Source organism: Candidatus Amarolinea dominans (genome assembly GCA_016719785.1).
In the GTDB taxonomy this organism is placed as follows: Bacteria; Chloroflexota; Anaerolineae; order SSC4; family Amarolineaceae; genus Amarolinea; species Amarolinea dominans.
In genome coordinates this window covers 26,631-43,280 of the sequence record JADJYJ010000035.1, presented here as the reverse complement: position 1 = coordinate 43,280, position 16,650 = coordinate 26,631, and the positions used below count along the sequence as shown (strand labels likewise).

The following is a 16,650-nucleotide window of genomic DNA, read 5'->3' as shown; positions in this document are numbered from 1 at the left end:
CGCTGTTCATCCGCCGATCATGTCCAGGTAATGCTGCCGGCGCTGCGCGCTCAATCCCAGGATGTCCGCCTCGCGCCAGCCGTAGGCCGACGCCAACAGGTGTACCTCACGCAGGGTGCGTCCGGCCCAGTCGTCCACCTCGCGCCACAAGAAGGAGGCGATGTCAAAGGGCGCCTGCCACGCATGGACGCAGGCCGGGCAGGTCAGGTTCAACTGCACATCGGCCCCCGGGTCGGCCTCGGCCATGAGCGCCACGATCTCGTCCAGCAAGGCCCCTGGCAATGTGTCGAGCGGTGCGTCCACGCAACGTGCCAGCAACGCCTGGCGGAAAGCCGCCGCATCCGCCACCTGTCCCACCGCCAGCAGGTCGGCGGTATCCGGGGGGCGGAACTGCACCCGGTGGCCCTCATGCAGGATCTCCCCCCCCACCCGCTCATCTGTCAGAGGGGGGGGCGGAGTCCGGATATCGGCCGTCCGGAAGCTGAGGTCCAGCGTCTCGCCGCAGTTGGGGCAGCTTGCCAGCGCCGCCAGATCGGGGCCGAATAGTTGCTGGCGCAGCGCCAACAGCTCGGCGTTGCGTTGACCGATGGTCAGGCGCTCCAGGGCGGCCCGCTCGGCGTCCGGCCTGGCCCATTGCAGAAAGGCCAGCGCCTGCAGCGCCTGGGGCTGGCCCAGGCCTTGCTCCCAGGTGTCAAGCAATCTCGATGCTGAAGTTGGCCGTGGCATCTTCACGCGGCCAGGATCGGTTCACTCGGCTCGGGAACTTCCCGATCGCGTTCCCAGCCCTCGTTCTCCAGTTTGATATGCTGGATCAGCACGGCGTTGGCGTTGGCGTCCAGGTCGGCCTGGGCCTGAAACTCGGAGACCCAGCAGCGGTACACCTTATAGGTCATGGCCAGTTGGCCCGCCTCGTTGTAGATCTCGATGAGGATGTCCTTGCGGAAATCCTTCAGTGAGACCTCGGCGCCCAGACCCGAGCCAAAATTCCAGACCTTATTGGCCCACTGCTCGAACTCGGTGTCGTGGGTCACCCCGCGTTCCAGCGTGATCGCCTCGTACTCGGTGCGGCCCGGCGACTTGCGGGTGCTGCTGGGATCGCCGCCTTCCCGATGCTTGACGACCTCGGTGGTGCGCTTCAAGGAACCGACCTTGCTCACTCCTGCCACGTAGCGGCCGTCCCACTTGACGCGGAATTTGAAGTTCTTGTATGGATCGAACCGTTGCGCGTTGACCGTGAATTGTGCCATGGTGTCCCCCTCATGCCTCGATCTGGCCGGCCATCTGCTGAAGCTTGATAATCACGAACTCTGCCGGCTTGAGCGGGGCGAAGCCGACCAGGATGTTGACGATGCCGAGATTGACATCATTCTGGGTGGTCGTCTCTCTGTCGCACTTGACGAAGTAGGCCTCGCGCGGGGTCTTGCCGGCGAAAGCGCCCTGCCGGAAAAGATTGTGCATGAATGCCCCGGCGTTAAGCCGAATCTGTGCCCAGAGTGGCTCGTCATTCGGCTCGAAGACTACCCACTTCAGCCCGCGGTACAGGCTTTCTTCGATGTAGAGCGCGGTCCGGCGGACAGGAACGTACTTCCACTCATCGGCCATCTGATCGGCGCCGCGCAATGTCCGGGCGCCCCAAGAGATCGTGCCGAAGACGGGGAAACTGCGGATGCAGTTGACGCCCAGGGGGTTCAGCGTACCGTTTTCCCCGTCGGTAAGGAGGTAGGCAACACCCTGTGCGCCCCCCAGGGTCGCCTCGGTGCCGGCTGGCGCCTTCCACACGCCCCGGGTGGCATCAGTGCGCGCATAGAGACCGGCGAGGGCGCCGCTGGGAGCGGTGTTGCGCAGTTTGCCGCCGTTCAGTGGATCGGCGACCGAGATCCATGGGTAGTACACCGCGGCGTTCTTGGACTTGGGCAGCGAGCTGCCGGTGGCCAATGTGCCCATGGCGTCGGGCTTCGTCGTGATCTCCGGCGGGTCAATGATCAAGAACGCTCGCCGCTCCTGGCAGTACGCATCCGCGTCCTGCAGGATGCCTGCATCGCTCACCCCTGGCAGGCACAAGATGTTGAACAGATCAACCGACTCGAGCGCGTAGATGCCTTTGCGCAGGGAACGGTTGCCAATGAAGAGGTTGTAGGCCTCGTCCGCGGTGAAGGCGCTCTCAGTACCGCCCTGCAACATCACGTTCTGCGGTAGCGTGGTCGTGGCCCCGACCAACAGTTTGAGGTTACCGGCGATGTCGCTGCTGTCGGCAGCGCCGCCGACGACGGACGAGCCAGCCCCGCGTGAGCCGGATGTCAGGACAAGCCGGTTGCCGCCACTCACTGTGGCCGTGAAGTCGCGATAAGCGGGCTTGGACGGCTTGAGGGCACGCACGGCCGTCTGAATCCGGTCGGCGATAATGCCCAGCCGGTCCCCAAGGCTGCCGCCTCCAACAGCCGTATTGCCCAGGTTTACGACGGCAGTTGTATCGCCATCGAGACTGATCTTGAAGCTGTTGTGGGTTGGACTGGGGATCGCAGCAGGATCAGCAGCGTTGGCGGGCACATCAGCCGCAACCAACACGTCACCGGTGAGTGTGCCGTGATCGGGCAGCTCCACGGGACGAAGCGTCGCCACGGCATCGGTTTCGGCGCCGCCGTTGGCTGTGCCCAACTTCAGGCGGGCCGAAAGGTCGTTGCGAGCCCCGGGCAGCACACGCACGCTGGAAGCCTCGCCCGCGACGCCGGAGGTCATGCGGATGCGGTTGCCGTCGGGCGCACAGGTGAAGCCGGCCACCAGCGGGTTGCTGCCTGCCGCGGCGGTAACCTTGGCCGTGATCGCGGTGCAGAGGGCGGCCAGCCGTGCGACATCGTTCGCGCCGACCAGGTCGGCGTCGGCGATCTGGACGGGTACAGGAGGGGAGCCGTTGACGGAAACCTGGAACTGGTCGTGGTTCGCATCTTTCAGCGTTGCTACGTCCACCAACGCGCCACCCGAAGCCAGGTCATCGCTGAGACTCGTGCCGGCGCCCAACGCCGCCAGCACGGCGAGGGATGCCACCCGCTTGGCAATCGCCAGTTGTGAGGTGCGCAAGATATTCTCCACGTAGCGGGCATCGTGGCTGTTCATGGAGAGATTCTGGAAGGTCTCGCTGCGGTTCTCATCGGGCGCCTCTTGCGAGGTGTAGCTCAGCGTCAGATTGAAGGTGCTGGCCGGGTTCGCGGTCCTGGTGTCAATGCGCACCTCGATGCCGTTGCCGCTGAAGCCTTCATCCTGTGCTGTGAGCTCCAGGACGTTGGTCAGCGTGCTGTTCTGCAAGATGCGCGCGGCGGGGCCGGCATCCTTGGCCAGTCGCACCACCCACGCTTCGCTGCCGCCATTCGTAAAGAACTGGCGTACCGCGTAACTCAGCTCCGAATTGGCGCTGAGACCGCCGAACCGGCGCTCGAAGTCGCTGAAGCTCAACATGCGAGTGGCCTGATTGATCGGCCCGCGCCGCGCCGAACCGACAAACGCAGTAACGGACGTACTGACCCCTGTGATGGTGCGCACACCACTGGCAATTTCCTCGACATAGACGCCCGGATAGGTCAATGTGCTTGGCATAGGTTATGCTCCCTGGAAAGAATGAACAGAGTATACATAGTATCTCACGTAGGTGAGGCAAGCGGTGTAATAGTTCTTACTTTAGAACCCGTGTGCTTTTCCTCTGTCACCCAAGGCTAGAGAATGTGGAACGTCTACACCAAACCATGTACATTAAACGTATCAAGGGCTGCCTTCTCAGGCGGCCCTTTTTGCTATGTAAAATCAATCGTAATTGCAGACGACAGGGCTGACCGCTTCCGATAGACTACGACCAGAAAGAAAAGTGATCTGCCAGGTTGTTGGCGGAGCTAGTCTTCTCTCGGCAAAAGGAAGGGTAGGAAGGGAAGGGTAGGATTATGGGTATTCTTGCATGGATCGTCGTTGGGTTAATCGCTGGTTGGTTGGCCAGCCAGGTGATGCGCGGTGGGAGTTACGGCGTCATCGGTGACATCATTCTGGGTGTGGTAGGCGCCTTGATCGGCGGTTTCCTGGCCGCCAATTTGCTGAACATGCCCGATGCCGTGAACGGCATCAACGTCACCAGTATTCTCGTCGCCTTTGTCGGCGCGGTGATCCTGATCGCCATTCTGCGGATGGTATCCGGCCGCAGGCGTTAGTCAAAATTAAAATTAGCCGTTGAATCTGCATTCTGCAGTTCACCATTTCGTCAATCTGGAGGGAACTATGTCCAAAAACACACAGAAGGCAAAGGATGCCGTTCAAGACGCGAAGAACACCGTCAAAGACGCGGCACACGACGTGAAGAACGATGTCAAGGATGCCGCTCACGATGTGAAGAACAAGCTCAAGGACGCCGCACGCGACACAAAGAGCAAGGTTGAGGATGTCGCTCAAAACGCCAAGCACAAGGTTGAGGACGTTGCTCACGACGTCAAAAACGATGTCAAGGCCGCGGCAAATCGCAGCAAGCGCAGAATCAGCCGCTAAGTAGCTCCCCGCCTATGTTATGACGCCCGACGAGGTGGTAGCAACCCCGCCCTACTGCCTCGTCGGCCCGATGCCGCTGCCTGTCTACTCAGGGGCCGTCCTATATGTGATTTATCAATAGGAATGTACACGGGTCGTGCCTAGTGAAGGACGCCCCGGGAGAGGGCAATCATGATCGTACAAAATGCTTCGCAGGTTCACAAGATAGTTGGGATACACGCCGATTCGCGGCAGATAACACCCATGCGGGTGATGTTCTGCCTGGCGCTTTGCGCCCTCATCGGCAGCATGGCGCCAATCGCGGCCGCTTCGCATCGTGATGCGACGGTTCCGCAACAGGCGGGCACACCCGCGCTCGATGCGCCACAGGCCACGTATCGTTACACCAGCCAGACAGATGGCACCACGCAGGTGCAGCGCAGTACCGATGGCGGCCGCACCTGGGCGGACGCGGGCATGGTCCCTGAGCGTGTGTTGCAGTTGGTGTCCAACCCTATGAACGACACCGTGGTGTTCGCCCGCACCGGCGCCAACCTCTGGCACAGCGAGACCGGTGGCGTCAACTGGGCAAGCGTGGCCTCGCTGCCCGGCCGGCCGCTGGCTCTGGCGATGACCGGCCATTCCGACCCATCGGGCCTGCTCTTCCTGGGGACCGATACCCAGGGTCTCTATACCAGCCTCAATGGCGGCGAGACCTGGCAGGCGGCCGGCGGCAGGCTGTCTCAGGTGGGGGCAGGCTCGCTCGCGATCAACGCCCTCGCGGTAAGCCCTGGTGATGAGCAGGTCGTCTATGCGACCGCAACGTTCAGCATGGCTACTCCCCAAGGGCTGCACAGCATTCAGCTTGCGTTCATCAGTGTTGACGACGGCCGCCATTGGTTTGAAATGACGCCGGCACAACATCTTGACCAATCCATCGCGCAAATGACCCCGCTCGTTGGCCCGCTGCTCGCCGTCCTGATTCCAACCCCTCACGGAACTCAGGTGGTTGGTTTGGACGTAGGCCTCGCGTTCGCGACCGGGCTGTCTGACCCCGACCCCGGCATGCGTGCCGCGACCGCTCGCGCCATAGGCTTCTCTCATGATCGCGCGCTGCTGCCTATCCTCCTGCTGGACCTGCGCGATCCTGACCTGCTTGCCGGCGATCAGGTGGCTGAGGCCATCGGCCGGTTAGGCGATGCAAGCGCCGTGCCCTTGCTCATGCCTGCCCTGTCTGATACCGACGAGATCATCCGCGCCCGCGCGGCCACGGCCCTGGGCTGGCTGCATGCTGAAGAAGCGATCCCGTCATTGAGCGCCATGCTGCGACACGATGGGCCCTGGGCCAGCCGGCACGCGGCCGAGGCGTTGGCAACCATCGGGACCCCTGCGGCGATGGCCGGCCTGACGGCGCCGCTTGCCGACCAACCGATGACGCCGGCGCGTCACGCGGCGATGGGTGCCCTTGAGAGGGCCGGCCAACCCGCCGTGGCCGCAGTGGTGGCCGCCCTGAATGATTCGAGCGCCGTGGTGCGCACGAATGCCGCAGAAATGCTCGGTTGGCTGAAACCTGCGAGCGCTGTGGCCGATCTGGCCCGCCTGCTCTCGGACCCGGATCCCGCGGTGCAGGCCCAGGCCGCTTGGGCTTTGGGTGAAATCAATACCGAGCCAGCACGCCTGGCGCTCAATCCGGCGCCGGTTGCACTGCTGGTCGCACCAGTCCTGCCGGCCGTGTTGCCCCGTGCCATTGCCGATGTCCCGGCCGACACCTGGACCCTGACGGCGATGGTAGCCTTGTTGGTGCTCGGGCTGCTCGCCATCGTACTGATTTGGAAGGGACCGCGGCCGACATCGCACCTTGGGCATACGTGATCTGCCGTAATGACTTGAACTGGCGGAACTGCTACAGGGAATGTTGAACGCCGAATTATGGAGCATAGGGATGTGCAAAGGTCAAGGCGCCTGGGGGAAATGGTGAAAACTGAGTGGTCATCTACGAAGCCACGGTCCATGCCGAGAACGACCCATTGGCCGTGGCTGGTGGCCGCAATTCTTGTGCTTGCCGGCGTGGTGGTACGAGAGACCGTCGTGCGCGCAAGCAGCGCCACGTCGAGTGCAGCCATGGCGCAGGAAATCAACACAGCGTCGGCTCGGCTGACGCTGCGCGATGGCATTGCCGGGTATGAACTCGATTACCCGGCCGGCTGGCGGGTGGAAGCGGACGAAGGCTGGCTGACGACCCTCTACTCCTACCCGGCCACGACTGAGGTGGGCACGGTGCAGGCACCGCAGAGCAAAATCGAGATTGTGCCCGTACCCGACGTTTCCGCAGAAGGTCGCGCCGGCGTGACCATCCTGGCGCATTTGGCCGCACAGTTGATGCAGGCGCACGAGGGCGCGCCCCCCGCCTTGCGTCAAACAGCCATTAATGGCGTGCCCGCGGTGCGCGCCGACATCGTCACCTTCAGCGGCGAGCCAGCGCGCGTCATCCTGATCGTCCTGGACGGACAGGCCCTGCAATTCGTCGGCTACGGCGATTTGGATGCCTTTAGCGACATTATGTCAACATTAAGACAGGCGCACCCCGTGGTATAGGAGGAAAAACGTATGTCGAACACCGAACAGAAGCTCAAGGACACGGCACACGACGTGAGGAACGCCGTCAAGGACACGGCACACGACGTGAAGAACGCTGTCAAGGACACTGCGCACGACCTGAAGAACGCTGTCAAGGACGCGGCGCACGACGCCAAGGCCAAGGTCCGGGATGCAGACACGGCGCACGATGCCGAAGACAAGGTCCAGGATGCGGGCATGGCGCGCAACGTGAAGTACGCGGTTCAGGACGCGGCGCACGACGCCAAGATCGCCGCCCAGGATGTGGCGCACGACGCCAAGATCGCCGTCAAGGATGCGGCGCATGATACGAAGAGCAGAGTCCAGGATGCGACGGATGATGCATCAAGGTACATTGTCACCAGCGTCCTGTTGACCTTCCTCGGCGCAGTGGTCTTAATTGCGCTCCTGCGCTTGATATCCGGCCGCAGGCGTTAGCCAGGGCGCGGACTCTAGCGCGAATCGGGCTGCGGGACATCGCCAAACGGTGTCTGCGGCATGGCAAATCGAAGTTTTCACAAAGGAGGTGTTCCAATGTTATGGACGATTGTAGTGATTCTCGTGGTTCTGTGGCTACTAGGTCTGGTAGCCAACATCGGCGGTGGGCTGATTCACATTCTGTTAGTGGTCGCCCTGGTCGTCATGGCGGTGAATCTGTTGCAGGGCCGCCGCGCATTAGGGTAAACATGAAAAGTGACTGTCCTGTCTGTCCTTTCGAGCAGACAGAACAGTCATCACGTCAGGAGCAACCATGAGCGATGAAACCAGGATCCAGGGCATGGGCGCGATCCCTCACGCAGGGGGGGTCGCCTTTCGCGTCTGGGCCCCTTATGCGCAGCAGGTCGCCGTCATCGGATCATTCAACGAATGGGACGGTGGCAAACACCCCATGCAGGCCGAGGAGAACGGCTCCTGGTACGCCAACGTAGCCGGGGCGCATGTCGGCGATCAGTATAAGTTCCTGCTGACCACCATGCAGGGCGAGTTCAAGCGCATTGACCCATATGCCCGCGAGGTAACCAATTCGGTCGGCAACGCCATCGTCCACGACCCGAGCTTCGACTGGGCGGGGGACGACTTTCAGCTCGCCCCCTGGAACGAGCTCGTCGTCTACGAGCTGCATGTCGGCACATTCAACGAGGTAGACGACAATGTCCCCGGCAAGTTTGCCACGGTGTCGGCCCGGCTGGAGCATCTGAGAAAGCTCGGCGTCAACGCAATCCAGATCATGCCGATCGCCCAGTTCGCAGGAGAACGGTCGTGGGGTTACAACCCTTCGCACATCTTTTCGGTGGAGACCGATTACGGCGGCCCCCTGGGGTTCAAGCGGTTCATCAAGCGCGCCCACGAGAACGGCATTGCGGTGATCCTCGACGTCGTTTACAACCACTTTGGCCCAAGCGACCTCGACCTTTGGCAGTTCGACGGCTGGTCCGAGAATGGTCGCGGCGGCATCTACTTTTACAACGATGACCGGGCGCGCACACCCTGGGGCGATACCCGGCCCGATTACGGACGCGGCGAGGTGCGCCAATTTATCCTCGATAACGCCAGCATGTGGCTCGACGAATACCACGTGGACGGCCTCCGTTTCGATGGCACGGTCTACATTCGCACCCCGCATGGCCCCGGCAGTGCGGATCTGCCCGATGGCTGGAGTCTGCTCCAGGCGATCAACACCCTGGTCGAGCAGAAATACCCCGGCCGGATCACCATCGCCGAGGACTTGCAGAATAACAAATGGCTCACCAGGGACGTTGATGCCGGCGGCGCCGGGTTCGGCTCGCAATGGGATGCCAACTTCGTCCACCCCATCCGCCAGGCGGTGATCACCCCCCAGGATGAGCAACGCTCGCTGGCCGCTATTCGCGATGCGATCTGTTATCGCTACAACGATGACGCATCTGACAGGGTCATCTACAGCGAATCGCACGACGAGGTGGCAAGCGGCCAGGCGCGCGTGCCGCAAGAGATCAACCCGGACGACCCCGAAGGCTGGTACGCGCAGAAGCGTTCGACGCTGGCCGCCGCGCTGGTTTTTACGGCCCCCGGCATCCCCATGCTCTTTCAGGGTCAGGAATTCCTCGAAGGCGGGTGGTTCCGCGACACGGTTCCGCTTGACTGGGACCAGAGCGACGAGTTCCGCGGCATCGTTCGGCTCTATCGCGACCTGATCGGGCTGCGACTCAACCGCGACGGTTTCACGCGCGGCCTTTGCGGGCAGTCTATCCGGGTCTTTCACTTGCACGACGAACGCAAAGTCATCGCCTTCCACCGTTGGGATAAGGGCGGCCCGGCGGATGACGTCGTGATCGTCGCCAACTTTTTCCGCGAGCCACAGGATGGCTACGTCATCGGCTTCCCGGCCGCAGGGATCTGGAAGCTGCGCTTCAACAGCGACTGGCGAGGCTACAGCGAAGCCTTCGGAGATCATTCAAGCGCCGATGTGGTCGCCGAACCGGGCGAGTACGACGGTTTTCCCTGCCACGCGGCGCTTTCGGTTGGCCCCTACAGTGTGCTGATCTTCTCGCAAGGAATGAAGGAATGAAGGAATGAAGGAATGAAGGAATGAAGGAATGAAGGAATGAAGGAATGAAGGAATGAAGGAATGAAGGAATGAAGGAATGAAGGAATGAAGGAATGAAGGAATGAAGGAATGCATTAGTGATAGGAGATTGATTCGATGCACAGCAATGACCAACAGCACCGTGCTCTTCTGCAGAGTATTGCCCACAGGGCAATGATCGAACGCGGGTTACTCCCCGACTTTTCGGCCGCGGCGCTGGCCGAACTGGACAAGATTCAAGCGGCCGCAGGGGCAACGAACGCTGAGTCAATTCGTGACCTGACCGATCTCCTGTGGGCATCCATTGACAACGACGACTCGCGCGACCTGGATCAGCTGACAGTCGCTGAGACTCTCCCCGGAGGCAACGTCAAGATTCGTGTGGCCGTGGCTGACGTGGACGCGCTGGTGAAGGACGGCTCGGCCATTGACGAACACGCGCGCCACAACACGACCTCGGTTTATACGGCGGCCGAGATTTTCCCGATGCTGCCTGAGGCGCTTTCTACCGACCTCACCTCCCTGAATTTCGCTGAGGAGCGCCTGGCCGTGGTCGTGGAGATGGTGGTCGGCGCGGACGGCGCTCTGCTGGGATCGGATATCTATCGGGCGCGCGTCCGCAATCACGCGAAGCTGGCCTACCACAGCGTGGCGGCCTGGCTGGAGGGGAACGGCGCTCTCCCCGATGGGATTGCGGCCGTCAAGGGCCTGGCGGAGAACTTGCGCGTGCAGGATCGGATCGCCCAGAGCCTGAAGAATCTGCGGCATGTCCATGGGGCGCTGAGCCTGGAAACCATCGAGGCGAAACCGGTCTTCGATGGCGACCGTATCCGTGACCTTGAAGTAGACGAGAAGAACCGCGCCAAGGAGCTCATCGAGGATTTCATGATCGCAGCCAACGGCGTGACCGCCCGCTATCTCGCGGCCAAGAAATTCCCTTCGATCCGCCGCGTGGTGCGCACGCCCAAACGTTGGGATCGGATTGTCGAGCTGGCCCGCGAACAAGGAGCCAAGCTGCCCGACACCCCGGATTCGGCAGCGCTGGATAAATTCCTCGTCACGGAGCGAGCTGCCGATCCACAAGGCTTCCCTGACCTCTCCCTCGCGGTGATCAAACTGCTGGGCGCGGGCGAATATGTCGCCGAACGACCCGGCGACACGGCCCCAGGGCACTTTGGTCTCGCGGTTAAGGACTACGCCCATTCCACCGCCCCGAATCGCCGCTATCCCGATCTGATCACGCAGCGCCTGTTGAAGGCCGCCATCGCGGGCCGAGCGGCGCCCTATAGCTATGCTGAACTGGACGTCCTGGCCAAACATTTCACCGCAGAAGAGGACGCCGCTAACAAGGTCGAACGGCAGGTCAGCAAATCCGCCGCGGCGCTCCTCCTCGAATCGAGGATCGGCGAACAGTTCAATGCGATTGCCACAGGCGCTTCCGACAAGGGCACCTGGGTCAGGCTGCTCACCGTCCCTGTCGAAGGAAAGGTGATGAGCGGGTTCGAGGGCGTGGATGTCGGCGACCGGATTCGCGTGCAACTGGTTGATGTGGACGTTGAGCGCGGCTTTATTGATTTCAGGAAAGTCGGTTCATCAAGACGTTGATGATGAAGTGTGGGCCCCTTGTTGGGGGTGCAGAGTTGGCTGTGAAAGGGAGGTAGCGCTCGTGGATTTGCCGACATTCAGACGTATTCCGAGACATGTGGCGTTCATACCCGATGGCAACCGCAGATGGGCACAAAACAGAGGGTTGCGCAAAGAAGAGGGTTACGCCTCCGGTCTGGCGCCAGGGTTCCAGCTCTATGACATTTGCCGAGCCCTCGGAATCGAGGAGTTGACCGTCTACGGGTTCACAAGCGACAACACAAAGCGGCCTCCCGAACAGACGGCCGCGTTTCGGCAGGCGTGCGTGGATGCTGTAGCCGGGCTTTCTAAGCTGGACGCTTCGCTACTGGTGGTGGGAAATGATGACTCGCCGCTCTTCCCTCCCGAGCTGAAGCCCTACAGGACCCGGCAGGGACTCGGCGACGGCACGCTAAAGGTCAATTTCCTGGTGAACTACGATTGGCGCTGGGATCTGAGCGAGGCTGCGACAAAAATGAGCGCCGCCACCGGCGGCAAGCGAAAGTCATTTACGGAATGCATCGGTTCGGCGGAAGTATCAAGAATTGACCTTGTGGTGCGCTGGGGAGGCCGCAGGCGGTTGAGCGGTCTGTTGCCCGTGCAGGCAGTATACGCAGATTTCTACATCATAGATGACTTCTGGCCGGACTTCAAACCGGAGCACTTCTTCGATGCATTGCGTTGGTATGAGTCGCAGGATGTCACGCTGGGAGGATAGTTTCAATGAGAATCCAAGACCGGGGAAGGGTGATATTACCAGCCGTTATCAATTCACGCATGTCGCGTCCGATCAAGGCGAACTGGTCGCGCACAACGTGTTTGCCCAGGAGCCGCAAGCGTTCGACGATCGCGTCATCCCCTGGGTGACATTCACCGATCCCGAACTCGCCCGGGTCGGCTTGTCGGAGGCAGACTTGGTAGAGGCCAAGATCGAATACCGCGTGGGGCGCGTGCAATTCAACAAACTCGATCGCGCGATCACCAACAATCAGACCTTCGGCAGCGTGAAACTCCTGGCGGATGCGGATGGCAAGCTGCTCGGCGGGCATATCCTCGGCGCGAACGCGGGCGATCTGATTGCGCCCGTAATCTACGCGATGCGCTTTGGCCTGACGGTTAAGATGCTCGCTACCGCGATGCTGCCGTATCCGACGATGGCGGAAGCGGTGCGCTGGGCGGCCGCTCAATTCTGAGGGTTGTTCCTTATGTCCTTTGTCCAAGTAGAGTAAACGGAGGAAAATTCTATGTTCCCGATCGGTGATGATAATAGCGCTCGCAGGACTTTTCCGGTGGTCACTTACGTTTTGATCGCCCTGAACGTCCTGTTCTTCTTCGTGGAGCTGAGCGGGGGCGATCCCTTTATCGAGAAGTGGGCTTTCGTACCGGCTCGCTTCCTTGCCGATCCCGGCGCCGGTCTCCTGACCCTCTTCACGGCCATGTTCATGCACGCCGGGTGGGTTCACCTGGCAGGCAACATGCTTTACTTGTGGATCTTCGGCGATAATGTCGAAGACCGCTTCGGGCACCTCAAGTTCATCATTTTCTACCTGCTCTGTGGGCTTGCGGCAACGTTTGCCCAATTGGCGTTTAGCGCCGGATCAAACGTGCCGAATTTGGGCGCCTCGGGAGCGATTGCGGGCGTGCTCGGCGCTTATCTCATCCTCTTCCCGCAGGGAAAAGTGAGGGTGTTGATGGGCAATCGCGTGATGCCAATGCCCGCGCTGATCGTCATTGGGCTGTGGATCGTGCTGCAGTTTTTTAGCGGCATCGGTTCTATTTCTAATACGGCAGATACGGGCGGCGTGGCTTACATGGCGCACATCGGCGGATTTGTCGCAGGGCTTGTGTTGACATTCTTGTTTCGGTCGAAAAATGCAATTGCCTGATAAGTCCAGGCGTATCTCAGACATTCACAAAAGGTAGGGAAAGCATGGCACTCTATCCGTCTTCACAACCGTATCAATGGACATTTCGCCGCGTCATGTGGGCGACTCTTGTTCTCGTTTTTGTCGCGCTTGGCTTCTGGCTTCTCTATCGGTTCAACCAGGTCATTTTTATCTTGTTTGTCGCCATCGTGATAGGCACGGTAATCAGGCCGCTTGTAACCTGGTTGCACCGGCGGGGACTCCCCCGGATGGTGGGGGTCATTCTTGTCTACCTGCTGCTGCTCGCCTTGGTCATCAGCTTCATGCTGCTGTTATTCCCGGTGATTGTCGAGCAAGGGACAACGATTGCCGCCGCGGTGCCGGGTTACTACCAAAGCCTGCGTGAGTGGATGGTTCATTATCCGAATCAATTGATCGTGCGCCTCAGTGAGTTCCTGCCGGCGACCCTACCAAGCCTGGCGCCGACACAACAAACGGGACAGCAAATGCTGGCTTCGGCAGGGCAAGCGTTCGGTTATGTGGCATCGGCGGCCAAAGCCATTTTTACCGCCATCGTCATTCTGCTGTTGGCCTTTCACTGGACGCTCGATGGGCCGCGAACCATTCAGTCCTTGTTGCTGCTGGTTCCAAAGGGCCAACGCAAGAGCACTAGCGAACTGATCTCGGCCATGGAAACTAAGGTTGGTTTCTTCATGGCCGGACAAGGCGTCCTTTGCCTGGTCATTGGCATCATGGCGCTGGTTGCCTATCTGCTCATCGGCTTGCCCAATGCCCTGGTGCTGGCGCTGGCGGCGGGCGTGCTGGAGGCCGTACCGATGGTTGGGCCGCTGCTTGGCGCCATTCCTGCGGCCGTCATTGCCCTATCCATCTCGCCTTCCAAGTTGATCTGGGTGATCGTCGCCACGATGATTATTCAGCAGCTTGAAAACAGCGTGCTGGTGCCGCGCGTCATGCGCAGGGCAGTGGGAGTTAATCCATTCGTCTCCTTGCTGGCGTTCTTTGCCTTTAGCTCGCTACTCGGCATTGCCGGCGCGCTCATGGCGATTCCCATGGCCGCCATTCTGCAGCTCTTACTCGAGCGTTTCGTCTTCCATTCAGCAGCGATGGAGCCGGAGGTCTCTCCTGGCCGCGATTATGCCAGCCGGCTGCGCTATGAAGCGCAAGACCTGGCCCAAGACCTGCGCAAGCAGGCGCGGCTCAAGAAAAGAGGCTCGGACCTCAGGGTCAAGCAGATTGACCAGGTGATGGATGAGATCGAGACCATTACGACCGACCTTGACGCGCTGCTGGCGCAGGTCCGACCTTCAGGTGCATCATGACGAAACAAGTGGTAGGATTCGGCGCGGCCGTTATGACGACCCTGCTGGCGCTGGTGGTGCTGTGGCAGTTCCGTATTGTCGTCGTTTACGTGTTGATCTCGCTAACGCTTGCGGCCGCGGCGCGCCCATTGGTTCAGCGCCTGGTCGGGCGAGGCTTTGTGGTGCGCGTGGCCTGGATTCTACTGGTCCTGGTGGCCCTGGGCAGTTTCGGCTTCTTGCTCTTCCTGACCGGTGAGGCCGCGATCAATGAGATTCAACTGTTGGCTCGTACGGTGTCGGTGCAGGATGAGTGGAAGCTGCCGGTCTGGCTGGAGGGCAGCTCGTTCCAACTGGCGCTGGCGGGGCAGTTGCCACCGCCAAGTACGCTCTTCGAAGCGGTGACCGGCAGCCAGGGGCAGCTCGTGCTGCCGGCCCTGTTTGGCTTCACGCAGGGCATTGGCGGCATCGTAAGCGGCGTACTCGTCATTCTGTTCTTGAGCATCTATTGGATGATCAATCAGATTCATTTTGAACGACTCTGGCTCTCGTTGCTGCCGTCTGGCCAGCGCAAAGAGGCGCGTGGTGTTTGGCGGACCATCGAGCCTGACATCGGCGCTTACCTGCGCGGCGAGGTCGTCCAGAGTCTCCTGGCGGGACTGCTGTTAGCCTTTGGTTTCTGGCTGCTCGGATCCCCATACCCAGTGCTCTTGGCGCTGGCTGGCGCTCTGGTCTGCCTGATACCCGTGGTTGGAGTAACCCTGGCGGTCATCACGGTACTTTTGGTCGGGCTGTTGACCAGTGTGCAGCTCAGTCTGTTTACGGCTCTCTATGCGCTCGTCGTCTTGACTGCCCTGGGCGCATGGGTCAAGCCGCGGCTTTTCAACCACCGATGGGATAATCCCATTTTAACCGTTGTTCTGCTCATTGCCCTGGCAGACGCTTTCGGCCTTGTCGGCATCATCGTCGCGCCCCCATTATCCGTGGTCTGCCAAATCTTGTGGAGCCGCCTGGTCAGCCGCCGCGCGGTTTCTGGGGCGGCGGCCCAGGTTTCAGACCTCAAAGAGCGGCAAGAACGCCTATGGGCTACGATAAGGGCCATGGAAGGGCCGTCTCTGCCCTTGGTGACCAGCAGCATGGAGCGGCTTACCCAACTGATGGTGAAAGCCGAACCGATTCTGCAAGCGGCTCTGCCGGCTGAACCGTCCAAGCTGTTATTACCCGTTGCGCCTCAGCCCGAACAGGGAGCGTAAAATGGCCGCACTCAAAATGCCCAGAGAATTCACACTGCTTTGGCAGCGGGTCATCCGCCGCGCGCACCAGTTTGATCAGCGGACGAACGGCTGGTTAGGGATGTTGGCGGGCGCAGCCGGGGAAGCCTTGAAGCCTGACTCGGCGGTTACGGCCGCGGCGATTGCCTACTTTGCCCTTTTCTCCCTGTTTCCCCTCACCCTCCTGAGCATTTCTATTGCCAGCTTCACCCTGGGCCCGTTGATGGACCAGCATCTCGTCGTACAAAAACTCGAGTTCATTACACCTGCCCTCGGCCAGTTGGTAGGCCCCAATATTGACGAGATCGTTCGGGCGCGCGGGCCAGTGACCAGCGTCGCGCTCGTTGGCTTGATCTGGTCTGCCTCGACCGTTTTTTACACGCTTACCCAAACCTTGAATGGAATTTGGGGCAATAAACAAAGTCGGCCTATTTGGAAGCGGCGCGGTCTGGCCATCCTGTTTGTCCTCGCCTTCGTTGGCCCGGCTCTCTTCCTGGCTTCGTTTGCCAGCAGCCTGCTTGCCAACTTCCGCGCCTGGTTGCCTGACTCCATCATTCCGATCGGTGGCAGTATCAGTTTGGTATTGGCTATCTCGCTCGATGTGGCCTTATTCATGGTGCTCTACATCATGCTCCCGCATGCAGCTTCGACCTGGCGCGAGATTTTACCCGGCGCGATCGGGGCCGGCCTGCTCTGGGAACTGGCCAAGAAAACCTTCTTGTTCTTTGTTTCCACCTACATCTCCGTTTCGAACCTGGTTTATGGTTCGGTGGCAGCCATTGTCGCGATCCTGACGTGGGCCTACCTGAGCGGCGTTATCTTTCTCTTTGGCGCTTACTTGAGCGTCTCCTATTACCAGCGGAGGCAGCAACAACATGAAAGAAGTTCATGACCAG

The 16,650-nt window shown here is 60.6% G+C and carries 17 protein-coding genes; 14 read left to right on the top strand and 3 right to left on the bottom strand.

Annotated features, from left to right (window positions below; translation table 11 throughout):
- Positions 1-6: 6 nt before the first annotated feature.
- Genes IPM84_26960 through IPM84_26950 form a run of 3 tightly spaced genes read right to left on the bottom strand, consistent with a single transcriptional unit; the run spans position 7 to position 3,588 of the window.
- On the bottom strand, positions 7-699 hold the full coding sequence (locus IPM84_26960) for a phage baseplate protein (protein MBK9096332.1): 693 nt from the start codon (positions 697-699) through the stop codon (positions 7-9).
- A gap of 29 nt (positions 700-728) precedes the next feature.
- On the bottom strand, positions 729-1,247 hold the full coding sequence (locus IPM84_26955; GenBank protein ID MBK9096331.1) for a phage tail protein: 519 nt from the start codon (positions 1,245-1,247) through the stop codon (positions 729-731).
- Positions 1,248-1,257: 10 nt separating this feature from the next.
- Positions 1,258-3,588: a phage tail sheath subtilisin-like domain-containing protein gene (locus IPM84_26950; GenBank protein MBK9096330.1), complete on the bottom strand. Its 2,331-nt coding sequence runs from the start codon at positions 3,586-3,588 to the stop codon at positions 1,258-1,260.
- Positions 3,589-3,926: 338 nt separating this feature from the next.
- Between IPM84_26950 and IPM84_26945 the strand changes: the two genes are divergently transcribed.
- From IPM84_26945 to IPM84_26880, 14 genes are all read left to right on the top strand, one after another.
- Positions 3,927-4,187, top strand: a complete 261-nt coding sequence (locus tag IPM84_26945) for a GlsB/YeaQ/YmgE family stress response membrane protein (GenBank protein MBK9096329.1) — start codon at positions 3,927-3,929, stop codon at positions 4,185-4,187.
- 67 nt (positions 4,188-4,254) lie between these two features.
- Complete coding sequence (locus IPM84_26940) at positions 4,255-4,518, top strand: YtxH domain-containing protein (protein MBK9096328.1); 264 nt, start codon at positions 4,255-4,257, stop codon at positions 4,516-4,518.
- 171 nt (positions 4,519-4,689) lie between these two features.
- A complete protein-coding gene (locus IPM84_26935; protein ID MBK9096327.1) occupies positions 4,690-6,369 on the top strand; it encodes a HEAT repeat domain-containing protein in 1,680 nt (559 codons plus the stop codon).
- A gap of 138 nt (positions 6,370-6,507) precedes the next feature.
- Positions 6,508-7,092, top strand: coding sequence for a hypothetical protein (locus IPM84_26930; GenBank protein ID MBK9096326.1), 585 nt, complete (start codon positions 6,508-6,510; stop codon positions 7,090-7,092).
- Between the two features lie 12 nt (positions 7,093-7,104).
- Complete coding sequence (locus tag IPM84_26925; protein ID MBK9096325.1) at positions 7,105-7,551, top strand: hypothetical protein; 447 nt, start codon at positions 7,105-7,107, stop codon at positions 7,549-7,551.
- 96 nt (positions 7,552-7,647) lie between these two features.
- Entirely contained in the window at positions 7,648-7,797 is a 150-nt protein-coding gene (locus IPM84_26920) for a lmo0937 family membrane protein (protein MBK9096324.1), read from the top strand.
- A gap of 94 nt (positions 7,798-7,891) precedes the next feature.
- Positions 7,892-9,661: an alpha amylase C-terminal domain-containing protein gene (locus IPM84_26915; protein MBK9096323.1), complete on the top strand. Its 1,770-nt coding sequence runs from the start codon at positions 7,892-7,894 to the stop codon at positions 9,659-9,661.
- 135 nt (positions 9,662-9,796) lie between these two features.
- Complete coding sequence (locus IPM84_26910) at positions 9,797-11,284, top strand: RNB domain-containing ribonuclease (protein MBK9096322.1); 1,488 nt, start codon at positions 9,797-9,799, stop codon at positions 11,282-11,284.
- On the top strand, positions 11,226-12,020 hold the full coding sequence (locus tag IPM84_26905) for an undecaprenyl diphosphate synthase family protein (protein ID MBK9096321.1): 795 nt from the start codon (positions 11,226-11,228) through the stop codon (positions 12,018-12,020). Before IPM84_26910 ends, IPM84_26905 begins: the two co-directional genes overlap by 59 nt.
- Positions 12,001-12,495, top strand: coding sequence for an NAD(P)/FAD-dependent oxidoreductase (locus IPM84_26900; GenBank protein MBK9096320.1), 495 nt, complete (start codon positions 12,001-12,003; stop codon positions 12,493-12,495). Before IPM84_26905 ends, IPM84_26900 begins: the two co-directional genes overlap by 20 nt.
- Positions 12,496-12,546: 51 nt before the next feature.
- Positions 12,547-13,188 (top strand): rhomboid family intramembrane serine protease, encoded by a 642-nt coding sequence (locus tag IPM84_26895; GenBank protein MBK9096319.1) that lies wholly within the window; start codon positions 12,547-12,549, stop codon positions 13,186-13,188.
- Positions 13,189-13,232: 44 nt separating this feature from the next.
- Positions 13,233-14,507, top strand: coding sequence for an AI-2E family transporter (locus tag IPM84_26890; protein MBK9096318.1), 1,275 nt, complete (start codon positions 13,233-13,235; stop codon positions 14,505-14,507).
- Positions 14,504-15,736 (top strand): AI-2E family transporter, encoded by a 1,233-nt coding sequence (locus tag IPM84_26885; GenBank protein ID MBK9096317.1) that lies wholly within the window; start codon positions 14,504-14,506, stop codon positions 15,734-15,736. The genes IPM84_26890 and IPM84_26885 overlap by 4 nt, the downstream gene beginning before the upstream one ends.
- Position 15,737: 1 nt before the next feature.
- Positions 15,738-16,646, top strand: a complete 909-nt coding sequence (locus tag IPM84_26880) for a YihY/virulence factor BrkB family protein (protein ID MBK9096316.1) — start codon at positions 15,738-15,740, stop codon at positions 16,644-16,646.
- The last annotated feature ends 4 nt before the right edge of the window (positions 16,647-16,650 follow it).